This window comes from Amycolatopsis sp. YIM 10 (assembly GCF_009429145.1).
Classification (GTDB): domain Bacteria; phylum Actinomycetota; class Actinomycetes; order Mycobacteriales; family Pseudonocardiaceae; genus Amycolatopsis.
Genome location: NZ_CP045480.1, coordinates 6576382 through 6598563, shown reverse-complemented (window position 1 = coordinate 6598563; position 22182 = coordinate 6576382). Strand labels below are relative to the sequence as shown.

21 protein-coding genes are annotated in these 22182 nt (G+C 71.4%); 13 read left to right on the top strand and 8 right to left on the bottom strand.

The genetic code is table 11. From position 1 onward, the window contains the following. Nucleotides 1-31 precede the first annotated feature (31 nt). Together YIM_RS31145 and YIM_RS31140 are read left to right on the top strand one after the other, a co-directional pair. The gene (locus YIM_RS31145; RefSeq protein ID WP_153033722.1) at nt 32-1735 is read left to right on the top strand and encodes a CTP synthase; all 1704 of its coding nucleotides are present in this window, start codon (nt 32-34) and stop codon (nt 1733-1735) included. Then, nucleotides 1732-2361 carry an NUDIX hydrolase gene (locus YIM_RS31140; RefSeq protein ID WP_153033721.1) on the top strand — a complete coding sequence of 210 codons (630 nt, stop codon included), beginning with the start codon at nt 1732-1734 and terminating at the stop codon, nt 2359-2361. The genes YIM_RS31145 and YIM_RS31140 overlap by 4 nt, the downstream gene beginning before the upstream one ends. A 47-nt stretch (nt 2362-2408) precedes the next feature. Here YIM_RS31140 and YIM_RS31135 read toward each other — a convergent pair whose 3' ends face one another. Further along, nucleotides 2409-2912: a DUF1707 domain-containing protein gene (locus YIM_RS31135; RefSeq protein WP_153033720.1), complete on the bottom strand. Its 504-nt coding sequence runs from the start codon at nt 2910-2912 to the stop codon at nt 2409-2411. Nucleotides 2913-3016: 104 nt separating this feature from the next. Here YIM_RS31135 and xerD point away from each other — a divergent pair, with 104 nt between their 5' ends. From xerD to YIM_RS31100, 7 genes are all read left to right on the top strand, one after another. After that, nucleotides 3017-3919: a site-specific tyrosine recombinase XerD gene (xerD, locus tag YIM_RS31130; RefSeq protein ID WP_153037359.1), complete on the top strand. Its 903-nt coding sequence runs from the start codon at nt 3017-3019 to the stop codon at nt 3917-3919. 144 nt (nt 3920-4063) lie between these two features. After that, complete coding sequence (locus YIM_RS31125) at nt 4064-5053, top strand: ParA family protein (protein ID WP_153033719.1); 990 nt, start codon at nt 4064-4066, stop codon at nt 5051-5053. Next, the gene (locus YIM_RS31120; protein WP_153033718.1) at nt 5050-5472 is read left to right on the top strand and encodes a cobyrinic acid a,c-diamide synthase; all 423 of its coding nucleotides are present in this window, start codon (nt 5050-5052) and stop codon (nt 5470-5472) included. Before YIM_RS31125 ends, YIM_RS31120 begins: the two co-directional genes overlap by 4 nt. Beyond that, nucleotides 5472-6335, top strand: coding sequence for a ScpA family protein (locus YIM_RS31115; protein WP_153033717.1), 864 nt, complete (start codon nt 5472-5474; stop codon nt 6333-6335). Before YIM_RS31120 ends, YIM_RS31115 begins: the two co-directional genes overlap by 1 nt. Continuing rightward, nucleotides 6332-6964: an SMC-Scp complex subunit ScpB gene (scpB, locus tag YIM_RS31110; protein WP_228004117.1), complete on the top strand. Its 633-nt coding sequence runs from the start codon at nt 6332-6334 to the stop codon at nt 6962-6964. The genes YIM_RS31115 and scpB overlap by 4 nt, the downstream gene beginning before the upstream one ends. Further along, complete coding sequence (locus tag YIM_RS31105; protein ID WP_153033716.1) at nt 6951-7691, top strand: pseudouridine synthase; 741 nt, start codon at nt 6951-6953, stop codon at nt 7689-7691. The genes scpB and YIM_RS31105 overlap by 14 nt, the downstream gene beginning before the upstream one ends. A gap of 12 nt (nt 7692-7703) precedes the next feature. Further along, nucleotides 7704-8123 carry a RidA family protein gene (locus YIM_RS31100; protein WP_153033715.1) on the top strand — a complete coding sequence of 140 codons (420 nt, stop codon included), beginning with the start codon at nt 7704-7706 and terminating at the stop codon, nt 8121-8123. Between the two features lie 13 nt (nt 8124-8136). On the opposite strand, the gene YIM_RS31095 is transcribed toward YIM_RS31100, so the two are convergent. From YIM_RS31095 to YIM_RS31085, 3 genes are all read right to left on the bottom strand, one after another. Continuing rightward, a complete protein-coding gene (locus YIM_RS31095) occupies nt 8137-9327 on the bottom strand; it encodes a cation:proton antiporter (RefSeq protein ID WP_153033714.1) in 1191 nt (396 codons plus the stop codon). Between the two features lie 46 nt (nt 9328-9373). Then, nucleotides 9374-9856 carry a cation:proton antiporter regulatory subunit gene (locus tag YIM_RS31090; protein ID WP_194239804.1) on the bottom strand — a complete coding sequence of 161 codons (483 nt, stop codon included), beginning with the start codon at nt 9854-9856 and terminating at the stop codon, nt 9374-9376. Nucleotides 9857-9944: 88 nt separating this feature from the next. Beyond that, a complete protein-coding gene (locus YIM_RS31085; RefSeq protein WP_194239803.1) occupies nt 9945-10538 on the bottom strand; it encodes an AAA family ATPase in 594 nt (197 codons plus the stop codon). A 98-nt stretch (nt 10539-10636) separates the two neighbouring features. On the opposite strand from YIM_RS31085, the gene YIM_RS31080 reads away from it, so the two are divergent. The 4 genes from YIM_RS31080 to YIM_RS31065 all read left to right on the top strand — a co-directional run bounded on the left by YIM_RS31080 (nt 10637) and on the right by YIM_RS31065 (nt 18202). Further along, the gene (locus tag YIM_RS31080) at nt 10637-11332 is read left to right on the top strand and encodes a 1-acyl-sn-glycerol-3-phosphate acyltransferase (RefSeq protein WP_153033711.1); all 696 of its coding nucleotides are present in this window, start codon (nt 10637-10639) and stop codon (nt 11330-11332) included. Continuing rightward, nucleotides 11329-12768, top strand: a complete 1440-nt coding sequence (gene der, locus YIM_RS31075) for a ribosome biogenesis GTPase Der (RefSeq protein WP_153033710.1) — start codon at nt 11329-11331, stop codon at nt 12766-12768. Before YIM_RS31080 ends, der begins: the two co-directional genes overlap by 4 nt. 161 nt (nt 12769-12929) lie before the next feature. Beyond that, nucleotides 12930-16868, top strand: coding sequence for a Pls/PosA family non-ribosomal peptide synthetase (locus YIM_RS31070; protein WP_153033709.1), 3939 nt, complete (start codon nt 12930-12932; stop codon nt 16866-16868). Then, the gene (locus tag YIM_RS31065; protein ID WP_153033708.1) at nt 16865-18202 is read left to right on the top strand and encodes a M1 family metallopeptidase; all 1338 of its coding nucleotides are present in this window, start codon (nt 16865-16867) and stop codon (nt 18200-18202) included. Before YIM_RS31070 ends, YIM_RS31065 begins: the two co-directional genes overlap by 4 nt. On the opposite strand, the gene YIM_RS31060 is transcribed toward YIM_RS31065, so the two are convergent. Genes YIM_RS31060 through YIM_RS31045 form a run of 4 tightly spaced genes read right to left on the bottom strand, consistent with a single transcriptional unit; the run spans nt 18171 to nt 22063 of the window. Then, on the bottom strand, nt 18171-18830 hold the full coding sequence (locus YIM_RS31060; RefSeq protein ID WP_153033707.1) for a TetR/AcrR family transcriptional regulator: 660 nt from the start codon (nt 18828-18830) through the stop codon (nt 18171-18173). The genes YIM_RS31065 and YIM_RS31060 overlap by 32 nt on opposite strands. Nucleotides 18831-18840: 10 nt before the next feature. Beyond that, on the bottom strand, nt 18841-20133 hold the full coding sequence (locus YIM_RS31055; RefSeq protein WP_153033706.1) for a cytochrome P450: 1293 nt from the start codon (nt 20131-20133) through the stop codon (nt 18841-18843). Then, a complete protein-coding gene (locus tag YIM_RS31050) occupies nt 20130-20717 on the bottom strand; it encodes a TetR/AcrR family transcriptional regulator (protein WP_153033705.1) in 588 nt (195 codons plus the stop codon). Before YIM_RS31050 ends, YIM_RS31055 begins: the two co-directional genes overlap by 4 nt. Before the next feature lie 47 nt (nt 20718-20764). Continuing rightward, nucleotides 20765-22063, bottom strand: a complete 1299-nt coding sequence (locus YIM_RS31045; RefSeq protein ID WP_153033704.1) for an ROK family protein — start codon at nt 22061-22063, stop codon at nt 20765-20767. Nucleotides 22064-22182: the final 119 nt, after the last annotated feature.

Here is a 22182-nt window from a genome sequence, read left to right as displayed (position 1 = left end):
CGGTGAGGACTAGTTGAACACGGGAGTCTCCTTGGTGCTTCAAGCACGTACGACCAAGCACGTATTCGTGACCGGGGGCGTCGCCTCCTCACTGGGCAAGGGACTCACCGCCTCTAGCCTCGGCCAGTTGCTGACCTCGCGGGGTCTGCGGGTGACCATGCAGAAGCTGGACCCGTACCTCAACGTCGATCCCGGCACGATGAACCCCTTCCAGCACGGCGAGGTCTTCGTCACCGAGGACGGCGCGGAGACCGATCTCGACATCGGCCACTACGAGCGCTTCCTCGACCGCGACCTGAACGGTTCGGCGAACGTGACCACCGGCCAGGTGTACTCGCAGGTGATCGCCAAGGAGCGGCGCGGCGAGTACCTCGGCGACACGGTCCAGGTGATCCCGCACATCACCGACGAGATCAAGTCGCGCATCCAGGCGATGGCCGAGCCGGACGACGAGGGCCGCCGCCCCGACGTGGTGATCACCGAGGTCGGCGGCACGGTCGGCGACATCGAGTCGCTGCCGTTCCTCGAGGCCTGCCGCCAGGTGCGCCACGACGTGGGCCGCGACAACTGCTTCTTCCTGCACGTCTCGCTGGTGCCCTACCTGGCGCCGTCGGGCGAGCTGAAGACCAAGCCGACGCAGCACTCGGTGGCCGCGCTGCGCAACATCGGCATCCAGCCCGACGCGCTGGTCTGCCGGGCCGACCGGGACCTGCCGGACGACCTGAAGCGCAAGATCGGCCTGATGTGCGATGTGGACACCGAGGCCGTGGTCGCCTGCCCGGACGCGCCGTCCATCTACGACATCCCGAAGGTGCTGCACCGCGAGGCGCTCGACGCCTACGTGGTGCGGCGGCTCGGGCTGCCCTTCCGCGACGTCGACTGGACGGTGTGGGGCGATCTGCTCGACCGCGTGCACAACCCGGCCGAGACGGTCCGCGTTGCCGTGGTGGGCAAGTACATCGACCTGCCGGACGCGTACCTGTCGGTGACCGAGGCGTTGCGCGCCGGTGGTTTCGCCAACCGCGCCAAGGTGGAGATCGTCTGGGTCGCCTCCGACGAGCTGACCACGCCGTCCGGCGCGGCCGCGCTGCTGTCCGATGTGGATGGTGTGCTGGTGCCGGGCGGGTTCGGCGTGCGCGGCATCGAGGGCAAGGTCGGCGCGATCACCTACGCGCGCACCCGCGGCCTGCCGGTGCTCGGGCTGTGCCTCGGCCTGCAGTGCATGGTGATCGACGCGGCGCGCAACCTGGCCGGGATCACCGACGCGAACTCCGCCGAGTTCGACGAGGAGACCAAGCACCCGGTGATCTCCACCATGGCCGACCAGCGCGACGTGGTGGCCGGTGAGCGGGACATGGGCGGCACCATGCGCCTCGGCGCGTACCCGGCGAAGCTGCTGCCCGGTTCGCAGGTGGCCAAGGCCTACGGGCAGACCGAGGTCTCCGAGCGGCACCGCCACCGCTACGAGGTGAACAACAGCTACCGCAAGAAGCTCGGCGACGCGGGACTGGTCTTCTCCGGCACCTCGCCGGACGACCGGCTGGTGGAGTTCGTCGAACTGCCCGCCGACGTGCACCCGTTCTTCGTCGGCACGCAGGCGCACCCGGAGCTGAAGAGCAGGCCGACCCGGCCGCACCCGCTGTTCGACTCGTTCATCCGCGCGGTGGTCGCCTACCGCACCGCGGACCGCCTGCCGGTGGCCCTGCCGGAGTCGACCGTCGGCGCTTCCTCGTGACCGCACCGGGTACCCACGACTTCACCGTGGTGTCCACTGAGGACGTCCACATCGGACGCGTGGTCGGGCTGCGGGTGGACGAGGTGGCCATGCCGGGCGGGGGCACCGCGCGGCGGGAGGTGGTCGAGCACCTCGGCGCGGTGGCCGTGGCCGCGCTCGACGAGCAGGGCGCGCTGACCATGATCCACCAGTACCGGCACCCGCTGGGCCGCCGGATCTGGGAGCTGCCGGCCGGGCTGACCGACCACCCCGGTGAGGAGCCGGTGGCGGCGGCCGCGCGCGAACTGGTCGAGGAGGCCGGGCTGCGGGCCGAGCGCTGGGAGACCCTGGTCGACGTGGCCGCGTCGCCGGGCTTCACCGACGAGGTGGTCCGGGTGTTCCTCGCCCGCGATCTGTCCGAAGTGGACCGTGAGGTGCTCGGCGATGAGGAGGCGGACCTGGTGATCCGCAAGGTGCCGCTGGCCGAGGCGGTGCGGATGGCGCTGCACGGCGAGCTGGTCAACGGGGCGACCGTGGCCGGGGTGCTGGCGGTGCACGCGGTGCTCTCCGGCGCGGCCCGGACCCGCCCGCCGGACGCGCCGTGGCGGGACCGCCCGAACCGGTTCGCCGCCCGGAGCAAGTCCTAGGTGACTGACCCCCGCCTCCGGAACCGTGACGGTTTCGGAGGCGGGGTCTAGTCGAGCAGTCGGCGTCCCTGGGCGTCGTAGCCGCCGTTGGCCAGGATGACGATGCCGTCGATGATCGGCCAGAGCACACCCGCGCCGCAGGTGACCAGCACGACCAGCAGCTGGGCCAGGCCGATCCCGACGTGCCCGGAGTAGAACCGGCCGATGCCGAAGGGCAGCAGGATCTGCAGCAGCCCGGTGGTCAGCTTCGACTTGTCCGACAGCCCGCGCGCCGCCGGGGTGTAGCCGTAGACCGGCTGCGGGAACTGCCCGTAGGCGGGCACCGGCGGTGGCCCCGGCGGGCGCAGCACCGGCGGGTGCGGCTCGGGCAGGTCGGCGAACAACGGGGCCAGTTCCGCCTTCGTCTGAGCGCCGAGCGCGGCGGTCACCCGCTGTTCGTACTCGTCGGTCTCGAGACGTCCCTCGGCGAAGTGGTCGCCGAGCGCCTTGACGCACTGCTCACGCTCGAAGGTGCCGATGCGCACGGCATCCGGATCTGGCGATGTGGTCACCTCACCGACGGTAATGGAAGCCGGAGTGGTATGTGGCGTGATTCGCCGGTGTCGAGTCGCGTTCGTTGCTCTAGAGTGGCGCGGTGCCCAGGGCGGTAGCCGGTGTGATCAAGGCGTACCTCAACCACCTCACGGTGGAGCGGGGCACCGCCAAGAACACCCTGGACAGCTACGCCCGCGACCTGCGCCGCTACGCCGCGCACCTGGCGGCGGCCGGGGTCACCGACTTCACCGCGGTCAGCCCGGAGCACATCGCCGCGTTCGGCGCCGCGCTGCGCGAGGGCGACGACGAGCACCAGCCGCTGGCGGCCTCCTCGTCGGCGCGGGCGCTGGTCGCGGTGCGCGGGCTGCACCGCTTCGCCCACGCCGACGGCATCACCGAGCAGGACCCGGCGCGCGAGGTGCGCCCGCCGGCGGCGGCGCGGCGCCTGCCGAAGGCGCTGCCGGTGGACCAGGTGCTCAAGCTGCTCGACACCCCGCCCGCCGAGGGCGACCGGCCGCTGCGCGATCGCGCGCTGCTCGAACTGCTCTACTCGACCGGCGCGCGGATCTCCGAAGCGGTCGGCCTCGACCTCGACGACATCGACCAGGAGGAGCGCACCGTCCGGCTCGACGGCAAGGGCGGCAAGCAGCGCCTGGTGCCGATCGGGCGCCCGGCGGTCGAGGCGCTCAACGCCTACCTCGTGCGCGCGCGGCCCTCGCTCGCCGCGCGGGGCCGGGGCAGCGCGGCGGTGTTCCTCAACGCGCGCGGCGGGCGGCTGACCCGGCAGAGCGCGTGGCAGGTGCTCAAGACCAGCGCCGAACGCGCCGGTATCCAGGCCGTGGTCTCGCCGCACACGCTGCGTCACTCCTTCGCCACACATCTGCTCGAAGGTGGTGCGGATGTGCGTGTCGTCCAAGAACTTCTCGGCCACGCCTCGGTGACCACCACGCAGGTGTACACGCTGGTCACGGTCAATACGCTGCGCGAAATCTACGCCACGGCGCACCCCCGCGCGCTGGGCTGAACGGGCAGGCTACGCCGAATGGCCCTGGCACCCGGTCGGCTGACGGCGGTCAACTAGTGCGGACACGCCCGGCGAGCCGCTTTTGCACCCCCGTGCTACGCGCATAGGCTCCCGGCAGACCGCTGAGCAAGGAGCTTTCGAGGTATGTCGACATCGGAGCCGCCGGAGCGAGCGTCGGAGTCCGCAGGTTCTGCCGCCGCGAGCCTCAGCAAGATGACCATCGCGATCGAAGGAGACACGCTCTCCGACGACGAACTGGACTCGGAGGCACTCGTTCCACCGCTCAACGGCAAGAAGGCAAGCGATCGGCTCGGCCCCACCGGGAGGCCCTACCGCGAGATCGCGGAGCCGCCCCTGCTGGACAAGCACGGCCCGGCCACCATCCTGGCCATGTGCAACCAGAAGGGCGGGGTCGGCAAGACGACCTCGACCATCAATCTCGGCGCCGCACTGGCCGAATACGGGCGCCGCGTGCTGCTGGTCGACTTCGACCCGCAGGGCGCGCTCTCGGTCGGCCTCGGCATCCAGCCGCACGAACTCGAGAACACCGTCTACAACGTGATCATGGAAAGGTCGGTGAACATCCTGGACGTGATCCGCTCGACCGGGGTGGAGAACGTCGACCTGCTGCCGAGCAACATCGACCTGTCCGCGGCGGAGGTGCAGCTGGTCGCCGAGGTCGGCCGCGAGCACACGCTGCTGAGGGTGCTGAGACCGGTCATGGACACCTACGACTATGTTCTGGTCGACTGCCAGCCCTCGCTCGGCCTGCTCACGGTGAACGCGCTGACCGCCGCGGACGGCGTGGTGATCCCGCTGGAGTGCGAGTTCTTCAGTCTGCGAGGCGTGGCGCTCCTGATCGACACCATCGAGAAGGTGCGCGAACGCCTCAACCCCAAGCTGGACATCACCGGGATTCTCGCGACCATGTTCGACCCGAGAACCCTGCATTCGAAGGAGGTCATGGCGCGCGTGGTGGAGGCATTCGGCGAGACCGTGTTCGACACGGTCATCAACCGCACCGTGCGGTTCCCGGAGACCACCGTGGCCGGGGAACCGATCACTACGTGGGCACCCAAGTCGGCCGGTGCGATGGCCTATCGCGCACTGGCCCGCGAGGTGATCGCCCGGTGAGCAGGAGAGCTCCCCTGCCCGGCGCGTCCGAACTGTTCCGCCTGACCAGCAACAGCAACGCACTCGAACTGACCGTTCCGGCAGAACCGCGCGAGCCGGAGCCGGAGCCGGAACCCGCGCCGGAGCCGCCGCGACGGCTGGTGCGCGGGGCCAAGGCCGCCCGGACCAGCACCCCGCGCCAGAAGCACGACGCGAAGATCACCGTGTACGTCTCCGGTGACGAGCTGCTCGCGATGGAGCACGCCCGGCTCACCCTGCGTGGCGGGCACGGGCTGGTGGTCGACCGCGGCAGGCTGGTCCGCGAGGCGGTCGCCGTGCTGCTGGCCGACTTCGACGAGTTCGGCGAGGACTCGGTGCTGGTGCACCGGCTCCGCGCCGCCGGGTCGGACGACGCCGCCGAGAGCGGGACCGGCGGCTGATGACCGAAACCGAGCCGGCGCCGCACCCCGAGCCCCGGCCGGAATCGGCGGACGAGGGCGCGGCCGGGAAGTTCAAGGTCCGGCTGGCCAACTTCGAGGGCCCGTTCGACCTGCTGCTGCAGCTGATCTCCCAGCACCAGCTGGACGTCACCGAGGTGGCGCTGCACCAGGTCACCGACGACTTCATCGCCTACACCAGGGCGCTGGGCGCGGAATGGGACCTCGACGAGACCACCGAATTCCTGGTGATCGCGGCGACCCTGCTCGACCTGAAGGCGGCGCGCCTGCTGCCCGCCGCCGAGGTCGAGGACGAGGACGACCTGGCCCTGCTGGAGGCTCGCGACCTGCTCTTCGCCCGTGTCCTGCAGTACCGGGCCTACAAGCAGGTCGCCGCGTTGTTCGCCGAGCTGGAGGCCGGTGCGCTGCGCCGGTACCCGCGGTCGGTCGCACTGGAGGAGCGTTACCTCGGGCTGCTGCCGGAGGTGATGCTGGGCGTGGACCCGGCGAAGTTCGCCGAGGTCGCGCTGGCGGTGTTCCGGCCGAAGCCGCCGCCCACGGTGTCGCTGGACCACCTGCACATGGGCAAGGTGTCGGTGCGCGAGCACGCCGCGCTGCTGCGGTTGCGGCTGGCCGAGGCGGGTACGGCCACCTTCACCGCGCTGGTCGCCGACTGCGAGCACACCATCGAGGTGGTGGCGCGGTTCCTGGCGCTGCTGGAGCTCTACCGCGAGTCGACCGTGCAGTTCGAGCAGCTCGAGGCACTGGACGAGCTGCACGTGCGCTGGACCGGCGGATCGGTGGAGCAGGCGAGCGCGGCGGCCGAGCAGGACCGCGCCCGGAGTGAGGACGAGGAGTACGGGTGAACCCCGAAGAGATGCTGGACGTGGACGCGCCGGACCCGGAGGAGGAACTGGTCGCGGTCCGCGGCGGGTCGGGTCCGCCCGACCTCACCGACGACGCGGTGCTGGAGTCGGCGATCGAAGCGCTGCTGCTGGTGGTCGACTCGCCGGTGAGCGAGGAGTCGCTGGCCGGGGCGCTGGAGCAACCGGTCGAGCGGGTCACCTCGAAGCTGGAGTCGATGTCGACCGGGCTGACCGAGCGGTCCAGCGGCATCGACCTGCGCCGTGTCGGTGAGGGCTGGCGCTACTTCACCCGCGACACCTACGCGCCGTTCGTGGAGAAATTGCTGCTGGACGGGCAGCGCGCGAAGCTGACCCGTGCCGCTTTGGAGACGCTCGCCGTCATCGCCTATCGTCAGCCGGTCACCCGGGCCAGGGTCGCCGCCGTTCGCGGGGTGAACGTGGACGGCGTGATCCGGACGCTGCTCGCGCGCGGGCTGGTCGAGGAGACCGGCACCGACGCGGAGACGGGTGGCAACCTGTACGTGACGACGGAGCTGTTCCTGGAGCGGCTGGGGCTCTCGTCGTTGACCGATCTCCCGCCCATCGCTCCGTTGCTGCCTGAAGTGGATTCGATCGATGACATCGGCTAACGACGAAGGTGTTCGCCTGCAGAAGGTGCTGGCGAAGGCCGGCGTCGCCTCGCGGCGGGCCGCCGAGGACCTGATCGCCCAGGGGCGGGTCAGCGTGGACGGCGAGATCGTCCGCGAGTTCGGGCGCCGGGTCGATCCGGACAGCGTGGTGATCCGGGTCGACGGCACGCGCGTGGTGCTCGACGAGACGCTGGTGTACCTGGCGTTGAACAAGCCGCGCGGCATGCACACCACGATGACCGACGACCAGGGACGGCCGTGTGTCGGCGACCTGGTGCGCGATCGCGCCGAGCGGCTGTTCCACGTCGGCAGGCTCGACGCGGACACCGAGGGCCTGCTGCTGCTGACCAACGACGGGGATCTCGCGCACCGGCTGATGCACCCGTCGTTCGAGGTGCTGAAGACCTACCTGGCCGAGGTCGAGGGCACCGTGCCGCGCGGGCTGGGCAAGCGCCTGCGCGCCGGGATCGAACTCGAGGACGGCCCCGCGCGCGCCGACGAGTTCCGGGTCAAGGACATGCAGGCCGGGCGGACGCTGGTGGAGATCGTGCTGCACGAGGGGCGCAAGCACATCGTGCGCCGCATGCTCGCCGAAGTCGGCCACCCGGTGCGGAAACTGGTGCGCACCTCGGTCGGCGAGATCCATCTCGGCAACCTGCGCTCGGGTCACCTGCGCGCGCTGACCCGCAAGGAAGTCGGCTCACTGCACAGTTCGGTCGGCATGTAGCTCGGGGGCACGATGACTCACCGGTTCAACCCGTCGGGGATGTGGCAGCCGAACGGCCGCGCGTTCTCCCAGGGCGTGGTCCAGGGCGAGGGCGCCGTGCTGCACGTCACCGGGCAGGTGGCCTGGGACGAGCACGGTGACGTCGTGGGCGCAGGGGACGTCGAGGCGCAGATGGAGAAGGCCGTCGACAACGTCCGGCTGGTCCTCGCCGAGGTCGGCGGTGAACTCGCCGACATCGTGTCGATGACGATCTACTTCCTCGATCGCGCCGACCTGCCGGGCATCCAGCGGGTGCGCGCTCGCCACTTCCCGCTCGAGACCGCGCCGGCCAGCGTGCTGATCCAGGTACCGGGGCTGGTCGCGCCGGAACTGCTGGTCGAACTCGTGCCGATCGCGGTGGTGCCGCCCGAGCGGTTCCGCCCGCCGCGGTGACCGCGGTGGCCGGTCAGGTGGTGGAGACGGCGGCTTCGGAGCGGGTCTTCCTGGTCAGCGCCCTGGCGATCGGCTCGACCACGCGGGCCGCGGTCGGGCCGAGAATGGCCATCAGCAGCACGTAGGCGGTCGCGAGCGCGGCCAGGTCCCCGGTGACGGCACCCGCCGAGACGGCGAGCCCGGCGATCACGATGGAGAACTCCCCGCGCGCCACCAGTGCCGCGCCGGCTCGGGCGCGACCCATCCGGCCGACGCCCTGGCGTCTGGCCGCCCACCAGCCGGTGGCCACCTTGGTCAGCGTGGTCACCACCGCCAGCGCCACCGCCCAGGCCAGCACCGGCGGGATCGAGGCCGGGTTCGTGTTCAGCCCGAACACCACGAAGAACACCGCGGCGAACAGGTCCCGCAGCGGCTCCAGCATGTGCGTGGCGTTCTCCGCGGTGGAGCCCGAGATGGCGATGCCGAGCAGGAAGGCGCCGACCGCGGCGGAGACCTGCATGGCCGAGGCGATCCCGGCCACCAGCAGCGCCGCGCCGAGCACCTTGAGCAGGAAGACCTCGCGGTCGGGGCTGTCCACCACGGCGGAGACGTACCGGCCGAACTTCAGCGCGATCAGCAGCACCACGGTGATCACCAGCAGCGAGATGCCGACCGCCTTGGCGCCGCCGAGCAGGCTCACCCCGCCCAGCACCGCGGTCAGGATCGGCAGGTACAGCGCCATCACCAGGTCCTCGAACACCAGGATGGACAGCACCACCGGGGTTTCCCGGTTGCCGAGGCGCCCGAGGTCGCCGAGCACCTTCGCGATGATGCCGGAGGAGGAGATGTAGGTGACCCCGGCCATCACCAGCGCGCCGACCGGGCCCCAGCCCAGCAGCAGCGCCACCGCGGCGCCCGGCGCGGCGTTGAGCACGATGTCGAGCAGGCCGGCCATCCAGGAGCGCTTGAGCCCGGTGAACAGTTCGGCCGCGGAGTACTCCAGTCCCAGCAGCAACAGCAGCAGGACCACGCCGATTTCGCTGGCGAGATGGGTGAAGTCGCCGATGTCACCGAGCGGGATGAGCCCGCCCTGGCCGAAGCAGAGGCCGCCGATCAGGTACAGCGGAATGGGCGACATGCCGATCTTGCCGGCCAGCCTGCCGAGCGCGCCGAGGACGAAGAACACGCCGCCGAGCTCGATCAGGGCCAGTGCGGTGTGGTCCACGTTCTCCAGCCTCTGTAATTCAGGTACAACGTCAGGTGAAGGACCCTCAGCCGTTCTTGAGGATCTTGTAGGCCGCCTGCAGCCCTTCGGAGGTGCCGACGGTGACCATCAGGTCGCCGCCGGTCAGGGTGAAGTCCGGGGTGGGGGAGGGGTGCACCTGGCCGGCCCGCATCACCGCGACCACCGACACCCCGGTGCGCGAGCGCAGCGCGGTGTCGCCGAGGGTGCGGCCGTCGAACGGCGAACCGGTGGCGACCGGCAGCTGCTTGGTGTTGATGCCGGGCAGATCGGCGTGCTCTTCCTTGAGCTGTGCGACCAGCTGGGGCGCCCCCAGCAGGTTGGACAGCGCGGCGGCCTCGTCGATGGTCAGCGGCAGCGCGGCGAGACAGGCGTCGGGGTCATCGGACTTGGACACGATGAGCTCGATCTGCCCGTCCCGGTGGTTCACCACACCCACCCGTCGCCCGCTGCGGAGTGCGAAGTCCTTGCGCACGCCGATTCCGGGCAGGGGAGTCACTTCCACGTTCACCTGTCCACGGTAACCCATGATCCCGGTGACGGGGGTTATCAGGTCGGATCGGACCGGGGAAAGCGGGCCATCTGTCCAAACTGGACGGTCAGCCGATCGCCCGTACCCCGCGCCGCTCGCGGATCTCGGTGATCGTGCGCTCGACGTCGCGGCGCAGGTCGGCCATCGAGCCGTCGTTGACCAGGTGGTGGTCGGCCAGCGCGATCGCGGTCGCCTTGTCCAGGGTCCGGATCTCCCGCAGGTCACGCGAGTGGATCTCGGCCGGGGTGAGCGGGCGCACCGGGCGGTGGGCGAGCCGTTCCTCCCGCACCGCGCGGGGCGCGTGCACGGCGATCAGGCTGAGCTGGTCCGGGTAGCGCTCGTGCAGCAGCTCGTACTCGGCGTAGCTGTACAGGCCGTCGATGATGACCTCGTCGTGCGCGGTGAAGTGCTCGTCGACGTCACGGCTGGCGAGGTGGGCGATGGCGGACATGCCGTGCTCGGCGCGGAGTTCCTCGCGCACCACGCGCTCGGTCTCCTCGGTCACCTTGAGCCCGCGCCTGCTGACCTCGGCCACCACCACGCCGCCGAAGTAGACCACCGGGACGCCGAGCAGCTCGTGCAGCAGTTGCACCACACTGGACTTACCGGTTCCGGCGAGGCCGACGACGGCGAAGATGCCATGTCCAGCATCGTGATTCACAGGCGTTCCTGACCTCGGTCGTCGTGCACGTCGGGGATTCACTTAGTGTACAAGCGACTGGACACGCCTCGAATGAGAGGTTCACGAGCACGGAGTTGATGGGGCGGATGGGGTATCGGCGGGACGAGGCGCTGCCCGAAGGCGCGGTGCCCTGGCTGCACGACATCGGCAAGCTGATCGGCCGGTACGGCTTCCGCCCCGGCTTCCGGGTGCGGGTGCACGGTGTCGAGCGGGTGCCGCGGACCGGGCCGCTGCTGGTGATCGCCAACCACAGCTCGATGCTGGAACCGCAGCTGATCTACGGAATGTTGCCGCGCCGCTGCGCGTTCCTGGTCAAGCAGGAGCTGTTCACCGGGGCCGCCGGCTGGGGTCTGCGCCGCATCGGCCAGATCCCGGTCCGGCGGGGTGCGCCCGACCGGACGCCGCTGCTGACCGCGGTCTCGGTGCTGCGCGACGGCGGGGCGGTCGGGGTGTTCCCCGAGGGCACCCGCGGCGCCGGCGACGTGGACAATGCGGAGCGGGGTGCCGCCTGGCTGGTCCGCGCGTCCGGCGCGACCGTGATCGGCGTGGCGACCAGGGGGACCCGCAAGCCGGACGACGGCGGGCGCCGGTTCCGGCCACGGGTGGACATCCTGGTGGGCGAACCGTTCACGGTGACCGTGGACAAGGGCCGCGCCGGCCTGGAAACGGCGACGGAACAGCTTCGCGGCGAGCTCGCCGCGGTGGTACGAGCGCTCGACGAGTGGCGCGAGGCGCACGGAATCGGTGCGCAGGGACGGAAAGAGCAGGCATGACCGAGGTAGACGGCACGTGGTCCGACGAGTCGGAGTTCACCGTGCTGGACGGCGACATCAGCGATGGTGCCGACGGTGACGAGGAGACCGCCCAGGCGCAGCCGGTGCTCGCCGTGGTCGGCAGGCCGAACGTGGGCAAGTCCACCTTGGTCAACCGGATTCTCGGCCGGCGTGAGGCCGTGGTGCAGGACACGCCGGGCGTGACCAGGGACCGGATCGCCTACGACGCGCTGTGGGCCGGGCGCCGGTTCACCGTGGTGGACACCGGTGGCTGGGAGCCCAAGGCCAGCGGGTTGCAGGCTTCGGTGGCCGCGCAGGCCGAGATCGCGATGAACACCGCCGACGCGGTGCTCGTCGTGGTGGACGCCTCGGTCGGGGCCACCGCCACCGACGAGGCCGTGGCCAAGGTGCTGCGGCGCTCGGAGCGGCCGGTGCTGCTGGCCGCGAACAAGGTCGACGACGAGCGCCTGCTGGCCGAGACAGCCTCGCTGTGGTCGCTCGGCCTCGGGGAACCGCACCCGGTCAGCGCGCTGCACGGGCGCAGCTCCGGTGACCTGCTCGACAAGATCGTCGAGGCGCTGCCCGAGGCCCCGCGCGACGCCGAGCGCCCGGCCGGGCCGCGCCGCGTGGCGCTGGTCGGCAAGCCGAACGTGGGCAAGTCCAGCCTGCTGAACAAGCTCACCGGCGAGGAGCGCTCGGTGGTCGACTCGGTGGCGGGCACCACCGTCGACCCGGTCGACTCGCTGGTCGAGCTGGACGGCGAGGCCTGGCGCTTCGTCGACACGGCGGGCCTGCGCAAGCGGGTGCAGACCGCCAGCGGCACCGAGTACTACGCCTCGCTGCGCACCAAGACCGCGATCGACGCGGCCGAGGTGGTGATCGTGCTGCTGGACGCCAGCGAGCCGATCAGCGAGCAGGACCTGCGGGTGCTGACCATGGTGGTCGAGGCCGGCCGCGCCTGCGTGCTGGCGCTGAACAAGTGGGACCTGGTCGACGAGGACCGCAGGCACCAGCTCGAGCGCGAGCTGGAGCGCGGCCTGGTCCGGGTGCCGTGGGCGGAGCGGGTGAACATCTCCGCGCTGACCGGCCGCTCGGTGCGCAAGATGGCCCCGGCCCTGCGCACCGCGCTCGAATCCTGGGACCAGCGCGTGTCCACCGGCCAGCTCAACGGCTGGCTGTCCGACCTGGTCGCGGCCACCCCGCCGCCGGTGCGCGGCGGCAAGCAGCCGAAGGTGCTCTTCGCCACCCAGGCCGGTATTCGCCCGCCCACGCTGGTGCTGTTCACCACCGGTTTCCTGGAGGCCGGATATCGCCGTTTCATCGAGCGGAAATTCCGGGAGCGCTTCGGATTCACCGGTACTCCGGTACGCATCAACGTGCGAGTTCGGGAGAAAAAACCCAAGACGGGCGGCAAGAAGCAGGTAAAGCGCTCCTAGGACAGCACCAGCGCCTGGACGGGTGATCTCCGACATAAATCCGAGACCCTCCGGATACCGGGCGTTCACCTGACGTATTCTGGTCGGCCTGGACAACGGGCGCCTCATTCGGGAGAGCAGGCCCGAATCACGCTCGTCGGAAAGGTGAGTGAAGGTCTTCAGTGACCCTGACCGCTGAACATCGCCCTTTTCCCTGCGTTGCCGAGGTGACCGTCGCGCCCTCGGCCGCGCCCGTTCTCGACCGCGCTCTGTACTGGTCCGGCCTGGCCGCCAGTGAGCGCACGCTGCTCGACGTGTTCGGCGCGACCGTGGCCCGCCACGGCAGCGCCCCCGCGCTCGACGACGGTCGCACCGTGCTGACCTACCGCAGGCTCGCCGAGGAGGTCGACGACCTCCGCGCCAAGCTGGCGGCCATCGGCGTCGGCGCGGGTGACCGCGTCGGCGTGCGGATCTCCTCGGGTACGGCGGAGCTGTACATCGCCATTCTCGCGGTGTTGTCGGCCGGGGCGGCCTACGTGCCGGTCGACGCCGACGACCCGGACGAGCGCGCCGAGCTGGTGTTCGGCGAGGCCGGGGTGTGCGTGGTGCTCGGCGACGGCGGCTCGATCACCGAGCTGGCCGCGCCCGCCGGGCGGATCGGCGCGCCCGCGCCGACCGACGACGCGTGGATCATCTTCACCTCCGGGTCCACCGGCAAGCCCAAGGGCGTGGCGGTGAGCCATTCGGCCGCGGCGGCCTTCGTCGACGCCGAGGCCCGCTTGTTCCTCACCGACGAGCCGCTCGGTCCCGATGACCGCGTGCTCGCCGGGCTGTCGGTCGCCTTCGACGCCTCGTGCGAGGAGATGTGGCTGGCCTGGCGCCACGGCGCCTGCCTGGTCCCGGCCCCGCGTTCGCTGGTGCGCACCGGCGTCGACCTCGGCCCGTGGCTGGTCGCGCAGCGCATCACCGTGGTCTCCACCGTGCCGACGCTGGCCGCGCTGTGGCCCGCCGACGCGCTGGAGGACGTCCGCCTGCTCATCTTCGGCGGTGAGGCCTGCCCGCCCGAGCTGGCCGAACGCGTCGCCGTCGAGGGCCGCGAGGTGTGGAACACCTACGGCCCCACCGAGGCCACCGTGGTCGCCTGCGCCGCGCAGCTGACCGGGGAGGGCCCGGTCCGGATCGGCCTGCCGCTGGCCGGCTGGCAGCTCGCCGTGGTCGACGAGCGCGGTGAGCTGGTCGGCATGGGCGAGACCGGTGAGCTGGTGATCGGCGGCGCGGGCCTGGCCCGCTACCTCGACGAGGCCAAGGACGCGGAGAAGTTCGCCCCGCTGCCCGCGCTCGGCTGGCGCCGCGCCTACCGCAGCGGCGACATGGTCCGCGCCGAGCCGGAGGGCCTGCTCTTCCTCGGCCGCGCCGACGAGCAGATCAAGCTCGGCGGCCGCCGCATCGAACTGGGTGAGGTCGACGCCGCGCTGCAGGCGCTGCCCGAGGTCGCCGGTGCCGCCGCGGCCATTCGCAAAACCAAGGCGGGCAACCAGATCCTGGTCGGCTACGTGGTCCCGCGCGACGGTGCGGAGTTCGACATCGACACCGCCACCGCGCAGCTGCGCGAAAGCCTGCCCGCCGCACTGGTCCCGCTGCTGGCGCCGGTCACCGACCTGCCGACGCGGACCTCGGGCAAGGTCGACCGCGACGCGCTGCCGTGGCCGCTGCCGTCCGTGCCCGAACAGTCCACTTCGGACAATCGAGGCGGGCTGAGCCCGACCGAGGCGTGGCTGGCCGAAGGCTGGGCGGAGATCCTCGGCGTCACCGTGCGCAGCGCCAAGGCCGACTTCTTCAGCAACGGCGGCGGCAGCCTCACCGCCGCGCAGCTGATCGCGCGCATCCGCACCCGGCACCCGTCGGTGTCGGTCAACGACATCTACCAGCACCCGAAGCTGGGTTCGCTGGCCGCGATGCTCGACGAGCTGAGCACCGCCGAGACCAAGCGGCGTGAGATCGCGCCGACCCCGCGTCGCGCCGGGATCATCCAGAGCCTGCTGATGCTGCCGCTGATGGCGCTGCCCGGCCTGCGCTGGACCACCGTCGCCGCGGCGCTGTCCACCGTGCTCGCCGAATTCGGCGGCCTGTCCTGGGCGCCCGCGGTGTCCTGGTGGCTGCTCGGCGTGGCCTGGCTCCTGCTGTTCACCCCGGCCGGGCGCATCGCGATCTCGGCCGGTGGCGCGCGGCTGCTGCTGCGCGGGGTCCGCCCCGGCAGCCATCCGCGCGGCGGCAGTGTCCACTTGCGACTGTGGACGGCGGAGAAGCTGGCCGAGTACAGCGGCGCCGCCGAGGTGGCGGGCGCGTCCTGGATGACGCACTACGCGCGGGCACTGGGCGCCAAGGTGGGCAAGGACGCCGACCTGCACTCGCCGCCGCCGGTGACCGGTCTGCTCAAGCTCGGCCGCGGTGCCGCCGTGGAGCCGGAGACCGACCTGTCCGGGTACTGGGTCGACGGCGACCTGGTGCACATCGGCAAGATCCGGATCGGCGCGGAAGCGCGGATCGGCGCCCGCAGCACGCTGTTCCCCGGTGCGCGGATCGGCAAGGGCGCGGAGATCGCGGCCGGGTCGACCGTGCGTGGCGCGGTCCCGGCCGGGCAGCGCTGGGCCGGTTCCCCCGCCGAGCGCAGCGGCAAGGACGCGCTCAAGTGGCCGTCGAGCCGCCCGCCGCGCACCCGCCGCTGGTCGGCGATCTACGGGCTGACGTCGTTGCTGCTGGGCCTGCTGCCCGCGGTGGCCGCGCTCCCGGCGCTGGCGCTGCTGGCCCAGGGTGTCGCCGGAACGCCGAGCCTCGGCGCGGCGCTGGGCGGCGCGCTGGTGATGGTGCCGTTCGCCACCGTGGCCTACTTCGCCGCGTACGCGCTGCTGGTGCTCGCCGGGGTGCGGGCGCTGGGCATCGGCATGGTCGAGGGCTACCACCCGGTGCACGGCCGCGTGGCCTGGCAGGTGTGGACCACCGAGCGGCTGATGGGCATGGCGCGGACCGGGCTGTTCCCGTTGTACGCCAGCCTGTTCACCCCGGTCTGGCTGCGCCTGCTCGGCGCGAAGGTGGGCCGCGGCGCCGAAGTGTCCACGGTGCTCGCGCTGCCGAAGATGACCCAGGTCGACGACGGCGCCTTCCTCGCCGACGACACCATGGTCGCCACCTACGAACTCGGCCACGGCTGGCTGCACGTCGCGCCCGCGCGCATCGGCAAGCAGGCCTTCCTCGGCAACTCCGGCATCACCGCGCCGGGGCGTTCGGTGCCCAAGCGCGGTCTGGTCGGCGTGCTGTCGTCCACCCCGTTGAAGGCGAAGAAGGGCTCGTCCTACCTGGGCATGCCGCCGATGCCGCTGCGGCGCTCGGTGGAGACCGGCGACACCAGCCGCACCTACGCCCCGCCGGCGCGGCTGAAGCTGGCGCGCGGGCTGATCGAGCTGTGCCGGATCGTGCCGGTGATGTGCGGAACTGCGCTGTCGGTGCTGGTGCTGGCCGCGTTGTCGGCCCTGCTCACCACCGTCGGCCTCGGCTGGACGCTGCTGCTGGCCGGGCCGGTGCTGTTCGCCGCCGGGGTCACCGCGGCCGCCACCGCCACGGTGATGAAGTGGACGCTGGTCGGCAAGTTCCGCGCGGTCGAGCACCCGCTGTGGAGTTCCTTCGTCTGGCGCAACGAACTCGCCGACACCTTCGTCGAGGTGCTCGCGGTGCCGTGGTTCGTCGGCGGGGTCAGCGGCACGCCGCTGCTGCCGATGTGGCTGCGCACGATGGGCGCGAAGATCGGCCGCGGCGTCTGGCTGGAGACCTACTGGCTGCCCGAATCGGATCTGGTCACGCTCGGCGACGGCGCCACGGTGAACCGGGGGTGCGTGATCCAGACGCACCTGTTCCATGATCGAATCATGAGCATGGACGGGGTGAGCCTGCACGAAGGAGCCACGCTCGGGCCGCACGGTATCGTGCTGCCGGGCGCCGGCATCGGTGCCCGCACCACGGTCGGACCGGGTTCGCTGGTCACCCGTGGGGACGAGGTACCTGCTGATTCTCGCTGGCTGGGCAACCCGATCGCGGCCTGGCCGGTCAAGGGAGCGCGCCGGGGGTGAGTGCGGCGAAGTCGACGCAGCCCGCGCCCGGCGCGGACACCTCACCGGATTCGTACCTCCCCGCACACGGCAACGGCGGTTACCGGGTCACCCGCTACACGCTGGACCTCGACTACAAGGTCGGCCCGAACCGGCTCGCCGGGCACGCGGTGATCGAGGGCGTGGCCACCCAGCCGCTGTCGCGGTTCAGCCTGGACCTGGCCGGGTTCCGGATCGGCCGGGTGCAGGTCAACGGGCAGAGCGCGAAGTACACCCAGCGCGCGGGCAAGCTGCACGTCAAACCGCAGCGCCCGCTGCAGCCGGGTGCGGAGTTCATGGCCGAGATCCGCTACACCGGCAACCCGCGGCCGATCACCTCGCCGGACTGGGGTGACATCGGCTGGGACGAGCTGACCGACGGCGCGCTGGTGGCCAGCCAGCCGGTCGGCGCGCCGTCCTGGTTCCCGTGCAACGACCACCCGTCGGACAAGGCGGCCTACCGGATCTCGGTGACCACCAGTTCGGCCTACACCGTGCTGGTCACCGGGAACCTGCTCACCAAGCGGCAGGGCGCGAGCACCACCACCTGGGTGTTCGAGCGCCCGGAACCGACCGCCACCTACCTGATGGGCGTCCACATAGGACGGTATGAGGAGGTGGAGCTGGCCGCCGAGCCGGTGCGGCAGTTCGCGGCGGTGCCCGCCAGGCTGCGCAAGCTGTTCGACCGGGACTTCCGCCGCCAGCCGGACATGATGGACGCGCTGGAGGGCTTCTTCGGGCCGTACCCGTTCGGCGAGTACGTGATCGTGGTGACCGACGACGAGCTGGACGACCCGATCGAGGCGCAGGGGCTGTCGGTGTTCGGCGCGAACCTGCTCGACGGCCGCGGCACGCACGAGCGGCTGATCGTGCACGAACTGGCGCACCAGTGGTTCGGCAACAGCCTGACCGTGGCCGAGTGGCAGCACATCTGGCTCAACGAGGGCTTCGCCACCTATGCGGAATGGCTGTGGTCGGCCGAATCGGGCGGGCTCGGCGAGGACGCGCACGCCCGCCGGTGGCACGCGGCGCTGGCCGGGCGCCCGGCGGATCTGCGCATCGGCGATCCCGGCGTGGCCAGCCTGTTCGACGAGCGGGTCTACAAGCGCGGCGCGCTCACCTTGCACGCGTTGCGCAAACTGCTCGGGGACACCGTGTTCTTCGCGCTGCTCAAGGACTGGGCCGGCCGCTACCGGCACGCGACGGTGACCACCGCGGACTTCACCGCGCTGGCCGAGGAGCACGCCGGCCGCTCGCTCGCGGAGTTCTTCCACGAGTGGCTGTTCAGCCCGGCGCTGCCCCCGCTCCCGGGGTGATGATCACCGCCTTGGCCATCCGGACGATCTCGGCGATCACGTCGTCGATCGGGGTCCGGTAGCCCTCGGTGGACCAGTGGAAGACCAGCTCGTTCACCGCGCCGATCAACGCCACCGCGCCGAGGCCGAACTCGCGTTCCTCGGCCTCGCCGCGGGCCACCGCCCGCTTGGCCTCGGCCACCAGCATCTGCACCCAGCGGGTGCGCCAGGCCAGCCGGTGCGCCTCCACCGCCGGGCTCACCCCGATTATCTCCACATAGGACAGTTTGGCCCGGCGGGGATCGGCGGCGGTGCAGGTGATGTAGGCGCGCACCGCGTGCTCGATGCGGTCGGTGACGTGCTGGTCGTCGGCCTCGGCGAAGGCGGTGGCGACCGCGGCCACCGCCGATTCGATCACCTCGTTGTGAATGGCCATCAGCAGCGCTTCGCGGCTGCTGAACTCCTCGTAGAAATTGCGCGTGGACACCGATGCCGCCGCGCACAGCTTTTCGATCGAGCTGGCCGGGTAGCCCTCGGTGCCGAACAGTTCCAGGCCGGCTTCGAGCAGGCGGCCGCGCCGTTCGGCTCGGCGATCGGCCGCCGAGCGGCCGCCGTAGACGCGCCGGGGGGACGATTCTTTCGCAGGCACCCTTGTCACCCTAGGGCACGGACAGCGGTTTTCCGTGCGGGATTCGGACCGGAAATCGCAGCAGGCCCCGGATTCCGGCACTCGGCCGCCGTCGCGGCGTGCCGTCGACGGCCAGCTCCGGCATCCGTTCGGCCAGTGCGCGCAGGGCGATCTCGGCCTCCAGCCGGGCCAGCGGCGCACCCAGGCAGTAGTGGATTCCGCTGGAGAAGGCCAGATGTTCGCGTTCCGGCGTTCGAGTGATGTCGAAAACCTCCGGGTCGGCGAAAACCGCGGGATCGCGGCCGGTGGCGCCGATCATGGTGAACACCAGTTCGTTCGCCCGGATTCGCGTTCCCGCCAGTTCGACGTCCTCGTGCGCCACCCTGGCCGTCGACTGCACGGGCGGGTCGTAGCGCAGCGTTTCCTCGGCGGCGGCCCTGGCCAGACCGGGGTCCTCGCACAGCAGCGCCCACTGCTCGGGGTGGGAGAGCAGGGCGAGCGTGCTGTTGCCGATCAGGTTGACGGTGGTTTCGAAACCGGCCACCAGCAGCAGTTCGCAGGTCGCCAGCAGTTCGGGCACGGTCAGCTTGCCCGCGTCGTGTGCTTCGGTGAGCTGGGTCAGCACGTCGGCTTCCGGGTGCTCGCGTTTGGCGGCCATCAGCGCGCGGAACATGGTGTACATCTCGGTGGTGGCCGTGCGCAGCTCGCGCACCAGCCGCATCGAGCTGATCCCGTCGAGCGCCTTGGCCAGGATCCGGCCGTAGGCGAGGAAGCGCTCGGCGTTCACGTCCGGGATGCCGAGCAGCTCGCTGATCACCCGGATCGGCAGCGGGCCGGCGAAATCGGCCATCAGGTCGAAGCCGCCCTTCTTGGCGGCGCGGTCGAGCAGGTCGTGCGCGATCGACTCGATCAGCGGGCGGTAGCCATCGAGCTTGGCCGGGCCGAACGCCGGGCGGGCCAGTGCGCGCAGCCGGGTGTGCTCGGGCGGATCGAGTTCGAGGAAGGAGAGCACCACTTCCGGGCCGCGGGCCAGCGCCATGGTGTCGAAGAACCGCGGCATGGCACCGTCGTTCTGCTGCACACCGAAGCGGCGGTCGCGCAGCACCAGGTTGCAGTGCTCGAAGGTGGTCGCCACCCAGAAGCCGAGTTTGCTGCGGTACAAGGTTTCCCGCTCGCGCAGCCGGGCGTAGGCCGGATACGGGTCGGCCCGGTTCGCGGCGCTGTCCAGCCGGGCGAACTCGTCGCCGGTGGCCCGCAGCAGCCAGGCGCCGGTGCGCTCGACGGCGATGCGGGTGGACAGCCGGGCGTCGGACAAGGTGATCACGGTTGTGCTCCTTGCTTGTCGTCGGACGGGAGCTTGTGCAGGCCGGTGAGTGCGGTGTCCAGCGCGAGCTTCGGCGCGTCACGCGGCGCGAGCTTGCCCCGGACGACGCCTTCCCAGGCCGCGTAGGCCACGGAGTTCAGCGCCCCGGCCACCCACCACGCGGGTAGGTCGGCGCGCAGCAGCCCGTCGCGCTGGGCGCGGCCGATGAACTCCTCGGCGGCTTCTTCGAGTCGCTCGATCGCGACCTCGACCTCCTTGACCGGGTCCAGCGTGGGCTGGCGGAACAGGAAGGCGATCCGCGATCCGAGCTGGACCGAGGCCTCGACGAACTCGCGCAGGGTTTCGGCGGTCACCGGTCCGTCCGCGGTGGCCCCGGTTTCGTCGAGCGCCTGCCAGATCTGCTCGATCGAGTCGCGGGCCACCGCGAGCAGGAGGTCCTGGCGCTTCGGGTAGCGCTTGTGCAGGGTCGTGCGGCCGATGCCGGCGGCCTCGGCGATGGCCGAAAGCGAGGCGGTCGGATCGAGAGCGAGCACGTCCGCCGCGATGCCCAGCGTGGACTTACGCGTTCCGAAGTGAACATCCATGTTCACCACCGTACACAGATGTTCGCCACGGGGTAGGTGAATTCCGGTCAGCGGGGGACTTCGACCAGTGCCGGGCGCCCGGCGGGGGAGCCGGTGTCGATCCAGTGCGCCAGCCGCTCGGGCGCGAACAGCTCGTCGATCACCATGAACGCCGCGCCGACCAGTCCCGCCTCGTCGCCCAGGGTGGACCTGGCGATGCGCAGTTCGCGGGTGGCCAGCGGGAGCGAGCGGCGGTACACGGTCTCGCGCAGCGTGGCCAGCAGCAGGTCGCCCGCGCCGGACACACCACCGCCGACGATCACCAGCGCCGGGTTGTAGAAGCTGACCAGCGTCGCCAGCAGGCTGCCGACCAGCCTGCCCGCCTTGGTCAGCAGTTCCACCGCGGTCCGGTCGCCGCTCTGGGCCGCGGTCGAGAGGTCCGCCGCGGTAAGCGCGCCGCGTTCGGTGAGGCGGTTCGCCAGGAACTCGCTGCGCCCCTCCTTCGCCGCGGTGCTGCCGTCCCTGGCGAGCGCGGCCCCGCCGGCGAACGCCTCCAGGCAACCGGTGTTCCCGCAGCGGCACACCACCACCGGATCGTCGGCCACCGCGGCGTGCCCGATGTCCCCGGCGCAGCCCTGGCTGCCCCGGTGCAACCGCCCGCCGGAGACCAGCCCGGCGCCGATCCCGGTGCCGATCTTGATGTAGATGATGTCCTGCTGCCCGCGTGCCGCGCCCGCGCGCAGCTCGCCCAGTGCCATCGCGTTGACCTCGTTGTCCACCCACACCGGCGCGGCATAGCGCGCGGCGAGCCGGTCGCGCACCGGGTAGCGGTCCCAGCCGGGCATGATCGGCGGCGCGCTCGGCCGCCCGGTGGCGAACTCGACCGGGCCCGGCAGGCCGAGGCCGATGCCCCAGACCGGCGGCCTGCCCTCCAGTTCATCGAGCAGTTCGTCGAACAGTTCCTCCACCCTGTCCAGCACCACGTCCGGCCCGAGCGCCACGTCACCGGGCTCTTCGCGCCGGGCCAGCACGCGGCCGGTCAGGTCGGTGACGGCGGTGGCGATGCTGGTGGCTCCGAGTTCGGCGGCCAGCACCACGCCCGCTTCCGCGCGGAAGCGCAGTTCCCGCGGGGCGCGGCCGCCGCTGGACGGGCCGAGCCTGCCTTCTTCGAGCAGTCCGCAGCCGGTCAGCTGGCTGACCCGCTGGGTGATGACCGTGCGGCCGAACCCGGACAGCCTGCCCAGCTCCGGCCGGGTGCGGGCGGCGCCGCCGCGCACCAGATCGAGCACGGTGGCGAGGCCGTCGAGGTGGTCGGACGGGACCGGGCTGGCCGGCGGGGAGGGCTCCACCCGCTCATTTTCGCCCATTCGGCGGCGCGGGCGGTGGTAATCACGTTGGCCGTGTCGCGGCCGTCCGCTATTCTCGTGCCCATGGCTTACCAGTTCTATCTCTGATTTCGCCCGCCCGGCGCCGCGGCTCTTCCGCG